Origin of the sequence: Photorhabdus caribbeanensis (assembly GCF_018448885.1) — a bacterium.
Lineage (GTDB): Bacteria > Pseudomonadota > Gammaproteobacteria > Enterobacterales > Enterobacteriaceae > Photorhabdus > Photorhabdus caribbeanensis.
This window is the reverse complement of the sequence record NZ_RCWB01000020.1, coordinates 38,186-50,992: the sequence shown is the minus strand read 5'-3', so window position 1 is coordinate 50,992 and position 12,807 is coordinate 38,186. Positions and strand designations below refer to the sequence as shown.

Genomic DNA, 12,807 nt, shown 5'->3' with positions numbered 1-12,807 from the left:
TAAACTTACTCATATCAAAGTACAGCGAACAGGCAAGGAAAGCCCACGAAGTAGCTGCGTATTAAACCACCATGCCAAAATCTATCGAAATAGGGTTTTGATTTATTAGCGCTAAATTTGTGGGTATACCTCAGCGCAGTGTAGCTTGGGATTGTGATACTGGAGCTGGACTGGTCCTTAAATGAGTTGATGGTTAAGATAAATAGAGTAAGAAGATAAATCGTATTTATGTATCAAATTAAGAGAGAGATCACAGATACTCAAGAAAATTTACTGAAATATTTTATCGAATCATTGTGATTCAATCTATACTGGATACGTAGAAAATAATTAGATAGAAAAATTTAAATGGCGATGCCCGACAATAGGGTAGGGAATTGCTATGCCTTTGAAGATCGATTTACCTAAAATTAATTCTATTTCGGAGGAAGTTGCTAATGTCTAAGACCGGTGAGGAATATATTGAAGGCTTGCGTGATGGAAGAACCATTTTTCTGAATGGAGAAAAGATTACTAATCACGTGGATCACCCTGCTTTTCGGAATGCAATTAGAACCGTAGCTTCACTTTATGATTATCAGGCAGCACATGCTGATCAGATGACGTTCGAAACACCTGGTGGTAAGCGTGTTGGTTTATGTTGGGAACTTCCTACTACCCGAGAGAAATTAATTGCCAGAGGTGAGGCTGCGTATGCTTGGGCAATGCAGAGTTGTGGTTGGCTAGGTAGAAGTCCAGATCATGTTTCTGCTGCTTTTACCGGAATAATGACTCATCTGGAAGTATTTGAGGAATATTCTAAGGATAGGGCTGAGGCATTGAAAAATTACTATTCATATGCCCGCGATAAAGATATTTATTTGGCTTTCACATTAATCAATCCACAAGGTGATCGTTCCAAAACGCCTAGTGAGCATATAAAAAACGAATTTCATACTCTTGGTGTATTGGAAGAAAAACCGCAAGGAATCATTGTTCGCGGGGCAAAGATGTTAGGAACCGCGGCCGTCCTTGCAGAAGAAGTGGTTGTTGGCGTGTTTAATCCACTTAAAGAGGGCGTTGATGATAAATATGCGGTGTCTTTTGCATTACCGCTGAATACTAAGGGAATAAAAATTCTTTCCAGAAAATCCTATGAAATAGGCAGTAATAAATTTGACTCCCCTTTAGCGTATCAATTTGACGAAAATGATGCGGTAATTTATTTCGACGATGTTTTTGTTCCGTGGGAAAGAGTTTTTGTGTATAAAAATACGGATATGTGTCGTCGGCAATTTCTGGCAACTGGCGCTGACGTTTTAATGGATGTTCAGGGCATGGCTCGGTATGCCGTTAAGCTACATTTTTTAACGGGTTTGGCCCATCAGCTTACCGAAGCTACCGGCGTTAATGAATTTCCGGCTGTTCGTGAATCGTTAGCAGAGCTTGCTTGTTATGCTACTAATATTGAAGGGCTGTTTCGTGGTTTGATCCACAATCCTGATCGGCATAATGAATATTATATTCCCAATCGATCACAACTGTATGCTTGCCAGGTTTTATTGCAGTCAACTTATCCAAAGGTGATAGAAAGCATCAGAAAACTCTCAGGTGGTGGTGTGATTATGTTACCGTCAAATTATATTGATTTAGCAAATCCAGAAATTCGTGATTTAATAGAAAAAACACAATATTCAACTTTACTGGCCCCCATTGAACGAGTGAAATTATTGAAGTTAGTGTGGGATGCGATCGGTTCTGAATTTGCATCACGTCATACTCAATATGAAATGTTCTATTCAGGCGCGCCTTTTATTGCTCTGTCTCGTGTTTATGAAAAATATGATTGGGATTTTGCTAAAAGTATGAGCCAAGGGATTTTAGATTCTATGGATGTGAGTTAAATTCTGTATTTAATTCAGATGTAGCTAACTCGTTTTATTTTTATCAAATTTGACGATGCGGGATAGATTATATCCCGTATTATTTTTTACTTAATCTTTTGAAAGATAGGGTGGTTCGACTAATATCATATCAAGATATTGAATTATTTATGTATCCACCCATAAATTATTTCGTCTTGTTAGAGAGTTGTTTTAATGAAAGTTAACACACAATTTATGCTATTAATAATAGTAATTGTTCTTATTATTAAATAAAAATTTAGTGCATGATTTGCCGTGTCAAAAAAATTGAATACCAATAATCAACAATTAAAGAAGAGAAAAAAATGAAAGTAAACATAATGATATGTGCTCTTATGGCTTCCTTTAATGTCTTTGCCTCTCAGTGTCATCAAATAAAATTTCAGCAAGATCAACAGGCGATAGCCGGAAATTTTAATTCTCAAGGGGTAGCATGCATTGAGTTTAAAATTCAGGCTGAGCATTATGTAAAAGGATCGGCACTGGGTATGCAAAAATTGGTGGTGCAGAAGGGTAATCAACAACATATTCGCACGCTTTTCACTGATAACCCGGTGGATGCTCGTCAGTCAATTGGCTTTACTGTTCCTCAGGCAGGAAAATATCGGTTGGCAGCCAAGGGCAAAGCAGGAGAGCCGTGGCAACTTACATTGTCATTTCCGCCTTATACTCCCAAGGATAATGATTATAGGCAGCCGCCAGAGAGTCCACGCCTGAAACAACTCCAAGTTGAAGTCGCGCAAGGAAAAGGTACCCATGCCTTCTGGCGAGAAATAACCCGTAAGGGTGCGCCGTTAATTGAAGATTATGATGATAAGAATAAGCGCGTCACTTTCCTGTGGCGTGGAGCGAAAGCGAATGTCTTTATTTTTGGTGCGCCGAGTGGCGATCACGATCCGATGTCACATTTGTCAGGGACTGATGTTTGGTTTCGCAGCTATATCGTTCCGTCAGATACCTTGATGCAATATAAATTGGCGCCGGATTTGCCACGAATCGAAGGCACGGCTGAGGAACAGCGTAGATCGATTTTGATTACTGCACAGGCTGATCCGTTGAATAAAAATGTAGTACCGGTTGTATCCGAAGATGTGTTTAACCATGATTCATTGCTGGCGCTAAGGCCAACTCTATGTGATATCGCACAATTTAAGCAATCGCCTTTTCATGGCGCGACTAAACTTCATCAGCTTGAGAGTAAGATTCTGGGTAATAGCCGAGAAATTGTGATTTATCAACCGGTTACTCCGATGAAACAGACTGCTATGTTGGTGCTGTTTGATGGGAAGATTTACCGTAAGCAGTACTACATTGATAGATTTTTCGATTCCCTGATTGAACAAGGCAAGATCCCACCTATGTATGTGGTGTTTATTGATAGCTTGGATAGTGTACGCCGGAGCCAGGAATTGCCGCCCAATCCTAATTTTGCTGAATTTATGGCGAGTGAATTGATACCGTGGCTGGCCGGTCAAGGTATTAAAGCACCGGCAGAACGTACCATTATTTCGGGTTCCAGTTATGGTGGATTGGCATCTTCATGGGTGGCATTTAATCATCCTGAGTTGTTTGGCAATGTTCTTAGTATGTCTGGTTCATATTGGTGGGCTCCTCAGGGGGAAAAACCTGAATGGTTGATCCGTGAATTTGCCAAAGCGGAGAAAAAACCGCTGCGTTTCTATTTACAAGCGGGATTGTTTGAAACCCGTGTGGGGGAATTGGAGGGCATTTTATATAATAATCGTCGTCTGAAAGAGACGTTATTACAGAAAGGTTATCCAGTTGAATCCAGTGAGGTTTCTAGTGGTCATAACTATATTTCGTGGTGTGAAACCTTGTACCACGGAACCCGGTCGTTGGTAGCGAAATGGTGAATTAATTTATTTTCTTCACATAATTGTCACATAGTTTATTTAGTATCCCTTTACCAGATAACGATGATTTTTATGCCGATTGCGTTTTAATAAGGAAACTTTAATGTCGAACAAGTATATGAAAAGTTTGGTTGCAGTCATGGTCTCAGCTTTAATTTCAGGTGTCAGCTTACCGGTGTTGGCGGCTGATGAACAAAATGCTAATCAAATTATGGCGGAAAGTCGGGCGGTGAAGGGTAATATTACGGAATTTGGCGGTGCTCGCCGTATGACTCAAAACCAGACTGAGGCATTAAAAGCAGCGATCAATAACCATAAAGCTAAGAACGTTATTTTGTTTATTGGTGATGGTATGGGGGATTCTGAAATTACTATTGCCCGTAACTATGCGGAAGGTGCGGGTGGATTTTTCAAAGGAATTGATGCCTTGCCATTTACCGGCCAGTACACTCACTATTCTCTGGATAAAAAGAGTCATAAACCCAACTATGCGACTGATTCAGCTGCTTCTGCCACCGCTTGGGCTACTGGTGTAAAAACCTATAATGGCGCGTTGGGTGTCGATGTATTTGGTAAAGATCATCAAACTCTGCTTGAGCTGGCAAAAGTGAATGGTAAAGCAACAGGTAACGTAACGACGGCTAGGATACAGGATGCAACGCCAGCAGCACTGTATGCGCATATCACTGACCGTGACTGTTATGGCCCGCAGGAGACGATAAAAAAATGTCCAACTAATGCGCTAGAAAATGGCGGGCGTGGTTCCATCACCGAGCAATTATTAGTGGCTCGTGCTGATGTCACATTAGGTGGCGGCGCCAAGTTTTTCGCTCAGAAATCGGTTGCCGGCGCTGGCAAGGATAAAACGTTGGAACAGCAGGCACAGGAGCAGGGTTATCAGATTGCCAGGGATGCTAAGTCACTGGCATCCGTGACTAGAGCGGATCAGAAAAAACCGCTGTTGGGTCTGTTCCATGAAGACAATATGGACATTTCTTGGGAAGGACCTAAAGCCGTTTATCACGGTAATATTGATAACCCCCCAGTGACTTGTAAAGTCAACTCGAAACGGAATCCTGATGCGCCGACGTTGGCGCAGATGACGGAGAAAGCCATTGATCTGTTGAAAGAAAATAAGAAAGGTTTCTTCTTACAAGTGGAGAGTGCTTCGATTGATAAGCAGGATCACAAAGCTAATCCTTGTGGGCAGATTGGTGAAACGGTCGCATTGGATGAGGCGGTGCAAGTTGGTTTGAAATATGCGCGTAAACATGGTGATACATTAGTTATCGTCACCGCTGATCATGCTCACGCCAGCCAGATTATCGAAGCTGATTTGAAATCTCCGGGGTTGACTCAGGCATTAATCACTAAAGATGGTTCGGTGATGGCGGTAAATTACGGTAATTCTGAAGGTAAGGAGCAGGAGCACACGGGGGCTCAGCTTCGGGTGGCCGCTTATGGTCCCCAGGCAGCCAATGTTGTGGGGCTGACTGACCAGACAGATCTGTTCTTCACGATACGTGATGCGATGCAGTTAAAGTAATTCGGTCAGATGATGTTTTGAGTAGTTGAGGAATAAAGAGTTAAGGCCGGATAGCATCCGGTCTTAATTTGTCTTTTGCTTAGCAATTGCAACTGGCTTGTACTTCACACTTTTTTGTATATGATATTGGTAATCATTATCATTTGACTGGGTGCAAGTTATGGTCAGAATTAAAGACAGAGAGAGATCGCTTTTCTGGCAGGGTATCACCAGCTTGTGGGGCATAGGTTTATCTAGCCTGGCTGGCATGCTATTCGTCATCGTCAATCCTGGAATTGAGCAGTTCAAAATTGGAATGGTATTAGCGATGTTGCTGACGCTATTTATGTTGTTAAACCAGAAGTCACGCCATTTTTTGTTGATACCATCAGGGTTTGCTGTGTTGTGTGCTTTATTGGCTGGAATGCACCGATTTGGCTGTTTTTGACGTTTTATTGAAGAAAGAATGGATGAGAAGCGCGATTATAGAAAATGAACAGATTGGTGCGAAAGGAGGGACTTGAACCCTCACGTCCGTAAGGACACTAACACCTGAAGCTAGCGCGTCTACCAATTCCGCCACCCTCGCAGGTACTGTCATTTAACTTTTTATTGCCAACTCAATATTGGCCGAATTTAATCAGCGGTTGTCTGATTTGGTGCGAAGGGGGGGACTTGAACCCCCACGTCCGTAAGGACACTAACACCTGAAGCTAGCGCGTCTACCAATTCCGCCACCCTCGCAAATTCAGACACTATCAATCTGTTGATTGATAGCATGGAGGCGCATTTTAGAGGTTTTGTAGTCGGCGTCAATCATTATTTATTATATACCCGTCATCTTTCAAGTTGCCTCTATCAAAAATAACCTGTCCTTGAATCAAGGACAGGCTGAGTCAATTAGAATTTTTTTGTTGCCTGATAAACCTTGAATTTCCCTGTCTGAGCAATGACTTCATGAGTGCCAAAAGTTTTATCCAGTAAATCGGGATAAGGCAGGAAGGCATTGGCTACAATCCGCAATTTTCCTCCGGGTTTGAGGTGGTTGGGGGCTTGGCGGATCAGATCATCGGCTGCCAGTAAACTGGTTTTTAATCCATCATGGAAAGGAGGATTAGAGATAATCCAGTCGAATTTATCTTCAATATTGGAATAAACATTACTGACAACAACATGACCTTCCAGTTTATTGGCTTTTAAGGTTGCTTTACTGGAGGCAATGGCTGCTGCATTAACATCACTGAGAGTCAGTGCTAACTCAGGATTTTTCTTACCCAATACCGCGGCTAAAACACCCGCGCCACAGGCGATATCCAGTAAATTGCCAGAGAGAGGTTTGTCAAAGGTAGAAAGCAGTAAACGGCTGCCAACATCCAGTTCATCCTGGCTAAATACACCCGGTAACGTATTCACTATGACGTTTTCCACCTGATAACTGTTCCACCAGTTATCCTGTTCGAACTGCACCTCATGTTCTAACTGGCCGTAGAACAGGCTGCAACGACGGGCACTGTCGATTTTTCGAAACGTTGCCATGCCTTCCATCAGCTTGTCTACACTACGTACTCCGCTACGGTTTTCTCCGACAATAAAAATATTGATGCCTTTTGGCAAAATAGAAAACAGGCTGCGTAATTGAAAGCGAGCTTCCTGCTTACTTTTAGGCCAGTAGTAGATCAGGGTGTCACAACCCTGGGTAAATGCTTTTTCGGCTACCAGGCCAAACCAGGCATGATCACCTAGAGTGCGGATCAGTGATTGCCAGTGATGATATTGGTTAGTGTGCACTCGCACACTGGCAGCATCAATTTGTGTTGCTAATGTGTCCTGAATATCACCGGCGAAGAGCAGATGATGAGAGCTAAGTTGTTCACGGTGACGCAAAATAACTTCACTGGCGGGGGTTAACGCAGACATTTGTCTATAAGCTCCTTCATGTTCTGTGTCCAAGTATCAGGAATGATAAATCTAACACCTAATATTGGCGCAGATCGTGGCCTCTGATAACATATTACCGATTGTTTTTTACAGCAGGTAAATAGATATGGTAATCCGGCGCAACAGGTTATTAGCTCAACTGGGGATTACCCAATGGACCTTACGTAACCCGGCGGTTTTACAAGGTGAATTAGCTGTTCACTTACCTAGCTCCACCCGTCTGCTGATTATTACCAATGACCACATTGATTTAACTAATTCATTATTAATAGATATTTTCACCGCTATGGGGTTGGATAAATCCTCTGTTTACTGCATTACAGCAAATAATGTTGCAATGTTAGCGGAACAGGTTAAGTGCCCATATTGGTTGTTAGGTGTGGATATTACACTATCATGGCCGGGAATTTCTTTGAGAAGCCCGGCATTAAATGATTTATATTGTGACGGACAGGCAAAACGTTCTCTCTGGCAGCAGATTTTTCAACATGAACAACATTTCTCTATTAACTCCCGCTGATCTCCCGTCCGCTTTTCTGGTTGAGAAAGCCAGTCATGCGTTCCCGTGGAGCGAGAACACATTTTTCAGTAATCAGGGTGAGCGGTATTTGAATTATAAAATAGCGATTAATGAACAACTTATTGGCTTTGCGATAACCCAAGTGATATTAGATGAAGCAACCCTGTTTAATATTGCTATTCATCCTGACTACCAAGGTAAGGGTTATGGTAAAGCGTTATTAGCGTATTTAATATCAATTCTGCCGGGTAAAGGGGTGAATACCTTATGGCTTGAAGTCAGACAATCGAATCATGCCGCTATTAGATTGTATGAACAATCAGGGTTTAACCAAGTCTCTGTTCGTCAGCGTTACTATCCTACTGCGACAGGTAAAGAAGATGCCATCATCATGGCGTTGCCGCTGTTTGTCTAATAAGTGCTATAAAATTGATTGATTGTTTATAACACCAATTTCAGCGAAAATGAGCGCCAATTTTTCATTCACCCACGGGTTTGGCAACTGTTTCCCTTGCGGGGAAGCGTCTGATGTTGAATACAAGCCCGTATATAAAGCAGAAGATTGTTATTGATGTCAAATTCCCCTTTTCAGCAGGAAGTCGCTAAACGGCGAACTTTTGCTATCATTTCTCACCCTGACGCAGGGAAAACGACGATTACTGAAAAAGTGTTGCTGTTTGGACAGGCGATTCAGAAAGCCGGCACGGTGAAAGGCCGTGGCTCAAACCAGCACGCGAAATCTGACTGGATGGAAATGGAGAAACAGCGTGGTATTTCCATTACCACTTCTGTGATGCAGTTTCCTTATCAAGATTGTCTGGTTAACCTGTTGGATACGCCGGGGCATGAAGATTTCTCCGAAGATACTTATCGTACATTGACGGCGGTTGACTGTTGCTTGATGGTCATTGACGCCGCTAAAGGGGTTGAGGATCGGACACGCAAATTGATGGAAGTGACCCGTCTGCGCGATACCCCGATTTTAACATTCATGAACAAGCTTGACCGCGATATCCGTGATCCAATGGAACTGATGGATGAAGTGGAAAATGAGTTGAATATCGCTTGTTCTCCGATTACCTGGCCGGTTGGGTGCGGTAAGTCTTTTAAAGGGGTTTATCACCTCTATCTCGATGAAACTTACCTGTATCAGACCGGAAAGGGCCACACGATTCAGGAAGTCCGTGCAATTAAGGGGCTGAATAATCCTGAACTGGATGCCGCGATTGGTGAAGATTTGGCTGAACAATTGCGTCAGGAACTGGAACTGGTGCAGGGGGCTTCTCATGAGTTTGATCATGAGGCATTTTTACAAGGTGAACTGACGCCGGTATTTTTCGGTACTGCGCTAGGTAACTTCGGCGTTAATCACATGCTGGACGGTTTGGTGAAATGGGCGCCTGCGCCGATGCCGCGTCAGACAGATGTTCGCGCAGTCTCCGCTCAGGAAGATAAATTTACCGGGTTTATCTTTAAGATCCAGGCCAATATGGACCCTAAACACCGTGATCGCGTGGCTTTCTTGCGTGTCGTGTCAGGTAAATATGAGAAAGGCATGAAACTGCATCAGGTAAGAATTAAGAAAGATGTGGTGATTTCTGATGCCCTGACATTTATGGCGGGTGATCGCTCTCATGTGGATCATGCCTATCCGGGAGATATTATCGGTCTGCATAACCACGGGACAATTCAGATTGGTGATACCTTTACTCAAGGGGAAGATCTGAAATTTACCGGTATTCCTAACTTTGCTCCGGAATTGTTCCGTCGTATTCGCTTGCGTGATCCTCTGAAACAGAAACAACTGCTGAAAGGATTGGTTCAATTATCTGAGGAAGGCGCTGTACAGGTATTCCGTCCACTGACAAATAACGATTTGATTGTGGGAGCTGTTGGTATTCTCCAGTTTGATGTGGTTGTCGCCCGTTTAAAAAGCGAATACAACGTTGAAGCTTTATATGAACCGGTAAACGTCTCAACGGCGCGTTGGGTTGAATGTCATGACGCTAAGAAGCTGGAAGAGTTCAAGCGTAAGAATGAGCAAAATCTGGCGCTCGATGGCGGGGATAACCTGACCTATATCGCCCCGACGATGGTTAACCTAAATTTGACGGCTGAACGTTATCCTGACGTCAATTTCCGCAAGACGCGGGAACATTAATATTTCTAAGGCTAACAATGAGTTAGCCTTTTTCTTTACAAAAATATATGTAACACAAGAATAATTTATAATTTAGTCGGCAAGATCCGTCTTACTTTTATAGCGCTTTGCTTTATTTTCCTGTTATTATTTCCTCGGTCTTTACTGTATTGGCGTTTTTATTTTCTGATTTTATTGGAAGTAATAACCTATTTTTTAATGCTAATGAGGATTGTGATTCTGTTTAGATTACTTAGGTTATGTTGTGCAAAGAGATGTGTAAAGACAGCTTGAATGGCTTTATAGATTCAGAAATCTAACCGGCAATTAAGGAAGGTATAGAATGAAGAATGTTAAATTGGCTCACTTGTTGGTGGCTATTGCCTTGGGTACCACTTTAGTTAGCAATAGTGTACTGGCGGAAGAGTCTTTTAAAAATAAAGCGACACAAGCACTCGACAGTGCTGGTCAGAAAATCGATGATTCAATGAAAAGCATCGATGGTTATATGGGTGATAGTGCTACCACAGCGAAGATTAAAAGTGAGTTGTTGGCAGCAAAAGGGATCAACAGTAGTGATATCTCGGTAAAAACAGAGGGGAGAATCGTTTATATTTCTGGTTTTGTGAAAAGCGAGAAACAATCTAGAGAAATTATAGAGATTATCGCTAAAGTGAAAGGGGTCAAGTCGATTCAAAACGGTCTGACCATAAAAAAATAATATATTTTGTTAATTGAGTGGTTGTTTTCCATTCAAATGATTTTACGTTGTACTAATCAGATAGTACTAACCAGATATGCGCCCTCACCAGGGGTACTTTTATCAAAATATTGACTACGTAGCACCATAATATAATGACGGATAATAACTTTCCAAGTTATGCTCTCTATCCGTCATTTATTTTCTTGGGGGCTGTGTGGGGAAACGTATACCGATAACGTTGGGAAATATTGATCTATTATCCTATAAATATAAGTCGTCTATTAAATCTGGAAAGGTTGCGCTTGTTTGTGAAGGTGGAGGGCAACGCGGCATTTTTACCGCAGGCGTGTTGGATGAATTTATGCGTGTCGAATTCAACCCGTTTGATCTACTGCTTGGCACTTCGGCAGGCGCTCAGAACCTTTCAGCTTATATTTGTGGGCAGCGTGGATATGCCCGGCGTGCTATCAGTCGCTATACAACTAATCCAGCCTTCTTTAACCCGTTGCGTTTTGTACGTGGAGGTCATTTAGTTGATTTAGATTGGTTTGTGCAGACCGCTTTTCAGGACTTGCCATTGGATATCCCGACAGCTTTACGTAAATTTGCAGCGGGATGTGAATTTTATACGTGTGCATGCCGTTCAGATAATTTTGAGCCTACCTATTTCCAGCCTGATGAGAACAACTGGTTGGAAGTGATTAAGGCATCAAGCGCTATTCCTGGGTTTTATCGCAATGGCGTGACGATTAATGATGTTGTTTATTATGACGGTGGCATCAGTGACGCTATTCCGGTAGAAGAGGCGTATCGGCGAGGTGCTGATACTATCGTGGTAATCCGCACAGTCCCGTCACAGCTCTATTACACGCCTGATTGGGTACAACGGATGGAGCGTTGGCTGGGGGATAGTGGTTTGCAAAAGATGGTACGGATGTTACAACAGCATGCGAAAAGCTACTACCGCATCCAGAAATTTATTGAAAATCCACCCGATGATGTACAAATTTTTGAGATCTATCCGCCTGCCCCCTTAACTACCAGTGCATTAGGCAGCCGTTTGCCGGCGCTGAATCGGGATTATCACCTTGGGCGTCGTTGTGGGCGCTATTTCCTGGAGACAGTTGGCCACCTATTTATTGGTAATAAGTTTAGTTTTGCTAGGGATAACAACGACCATTTAAGCGGTAGCGCCTTGTGCGGGAACGAAGAAAATAGCACGTTGGTTACGTTGCCGACCAACTTAGCTGCATTGTCAGAACAGGTTGATAACGGATAGTTTCATGTTTATTGATACCCACTGCCATTTTGATTTCCCTCCGTTTCTCGGTGATGAACAGCAGAGCCTGCAACGAGCGGCACAGGTTGGTGTGGATAAAATTATTGTCCCTGCTATCAGTAGGGCAAATTTGCAACGGGTATCTGAATTGGCTCATTCTTATCCAGCGATTTATGCCGCATTGGGTTTGCACCCTCTTTATATCGAGCAACATCAGGAAGAGCATCTTGCGGATCTGGAACAGTTTCTGAAACAGAAACACGAAAAGTTAGTGGCGGTTGGGGAGATAGGGCTTGATCTCTATATGACTGAACCGCAGTTTGAAAAGCAGAAAGCGGTGTTATCTGCTCAATTGCGGTTAGCAAAACAGTATGAATTACCGGTTATCCTCCATTCCCGCAAAAGCCATGATCAACTGGCAGCGATCCTAAGAAAAATCAACCTTTCTCGTACCGGAGTAATACACGGATTTGCGGGTAGCTTATCGCAGGCGGAGGCTTTTATCCGTTTGGGATATTACATTGGGGTAGGGGGAACCATTACTTATGAAAGAGCGCAGAAAACACGCCGTGTAATGGCTGAACTTCCATTAACGTCTCTGGTGTTGGAAACCGATGCCCCGGATATGCCACTTTTCGGCTTTCAGGGAGAACCTAACCGACCGGAAAGAGTTGCCGAAGTTTTTGCTTCGTTATGTGATCTTCGTCGTGAATCTCCTGATGAAATTGCTAACCAACTTTATCATAACAGTATTGAACTATTTGGATTGGTTATATGATTGAGAGATTAAAAAAACGGTGCCCCAACCGTGAGATTTAGCTGCCCAACATTTGAGGCGCCGTTTATTTGTTAAGTCATCTTGAGAAATTTTATCCGGGTATTGCACAAACCAACGGTACAATTACTCGTAAGATCTGCTTTTAC

General features: G+C 42.8%; 11 protein-coding genes and 2 tRNA genes. 10 read left to right on the top strand and 3 right to left on the bottom strand.

Annotated elements, in window-relative coordinates:
• The first annotated feature begins 437 nt into the window (after nt 1-437).
• From EAE90_RS14065 to EAE90_RS14050, 4 genes are all read left to right on the top strand, one after another.
• A complete protein-coding gene (locus tag EAE90_RS14065) occupies nt 438-1,883 on the top strand; it encodes a 4-hydroxyphenylacetate 3-hydroxylase family protein (RefSeq protein WP_214054015.1) in 1,446 nt (481 codons plus the stop codon).
• Between the two features lie 326 nt (nt 1,884-2,209).
• The gene (locus EAE90_RS14060) at nt 2,210-3,778 is read left to right on the top strand and encodes an esterase family protein (RefSeq protein ID WP_246550743.1); all 1,569 of its coding nucleotides are present in this window, start codon (nt 2,210-2,212) and stop codon (nt 3,776-3,778) included.
• A gap of 103 nt (nt 3,779-3,881) precedes the next feature.
• A complete protein-coding gene (gene phoA / locus EAE90_RS14055) occupies nt 3,882-5,324 on the top strand; it encodes an alkaline phosphatase (RefSeq protein ID WP_214054014.1) in 1,443 nt (480 codons plus the stop codon).
• A 160-nt stretch (nt 5,325-5,484) separates the two neighbouring features.
• Nucleotides 5,485-5,751, top strand: coding sequence for a DUF1435 family protein (locus EAE90_RS14050; protein WP_214054013.1), 267 nt, complete (start codon nt 5,485-5,487; stop codon nt 5,749-5,751).
• Between the two features lie 54 nt (nt 5,752-5,805).
• On the opposite strand, the gene EAE90_RS14045 is transcribed toward EAE90_RS14050, so the two are convergent.
• The 3 genes from EAE90_RS14045 to rsmC form a co-directional block, all read right to left on the bottom strand.
• Nucleotides 5,806-5,892, bottom strand: a tRNA-Leu gene (locus EAE90_RS14045).
• A 68-nt stretch (nt 5,893-5,960) separates the two neighbouring features.
• A tRNA-Leu gene (locus EAE90_RS14040) sits at nt 5,961-6,047 on the bottom strand.
• Nucleotides 6,048-6,203: 156 nt separating this feature from the next.
• Complete coding sequence (gene rsmC / locus EAE90_RS14035) at nt 6,204-7,220, bottom strand: 16S rRNA (guanine(1207)-N(2))-methyltransferase RsmC (RefSeq protein WP_214054012.1); 1,017 nt, start codon at nt 7,218-7,220, stop codon at nt 6,204-6,206.
• 127 nt (nt 7,221-7,347) lie between these two features.
• Here rsmC and EAE90_RS14030 point away from each other — a divergent pair, with 127 nt between their 5' ends.
• From EAE90_RS14030 to EAE90_RS14005, 6 genes are all read left to right on the top strand, one after another.
• Nucleotides 7,348-7,761 (top strand): DNA polymerase III subunit psi, encoded by a 414-nt coding sequence (locus tag EAE90_RS14030; protein ID WP_214054011.1) that lies wholly within the window; start codon nt 7,348-7,350, stop codon nt 7,759-7,761.
• Entirely contained in the window at nt 7,730-8,176 is a 447-nt protein-coding gene (rimI, locus tag EAE90_RS14025) for a ribosomal protein S18-alanine N-acetyltransferase (protein WP_214054010.1), read from the top strand. The genes EAE90_RS14030 and rimI overlap by 32 nt, the downstream gene beginning before the upstream one ends.
• A gap of 156 nt (nt 8,177-8,332) precedes the next feature.
• Nucleotides 8,333-9,922 carry a peptide chain release factor 3 gene (gene prfC / locus EAE90_RS14020; protein ID WP_214054009.1) on the top strand — a complete coding sequence of 530 codons (1,590 nt, stop codon included), beginning with the start codon at nt 8,333-8,335 and terminating at the stop codon, nt 9,920-9,922.
• 322 nt (nt 9,923-10,244) lie between these two features.
• Nucleotides 10,245-10,622: a BON domain-containing protein gene (locus EAE90_RS14015; RefSeq protein ID WP_214054008.1), complete on the top strand. Its 378-nt coding sequence runs from the start codon at nt 10,245-10,247 to the stop codon at nt 10,620-10,622.
• A gap of 196 nt (nt 10,623-10,818) precedes the next feature.
• Entirely contained in the window at nt 10,819-11,883 is a 1,065-nt protein-coding gene (locus EAE90_RS14010) for a patatin-like phospholipase family protein (protein ID WP_339921469.1), read from the top strand.
• A 4-nt stretch (nt 11,884-11,887) separates the two neighbouring features.
• Nucleotides 11,888-12,661: a TatD family hydrolase gene (locus EAE90_RS14005; protein WP_214054007.1), complete on the top strand. Its 774-nt coding sequence runs from the start codon at nt 11,888-11,890 to the stop codon at nt 12,659-12,661.
• Nucleotides 12,662-12,807: the final 146 nt, after the last annotated feature.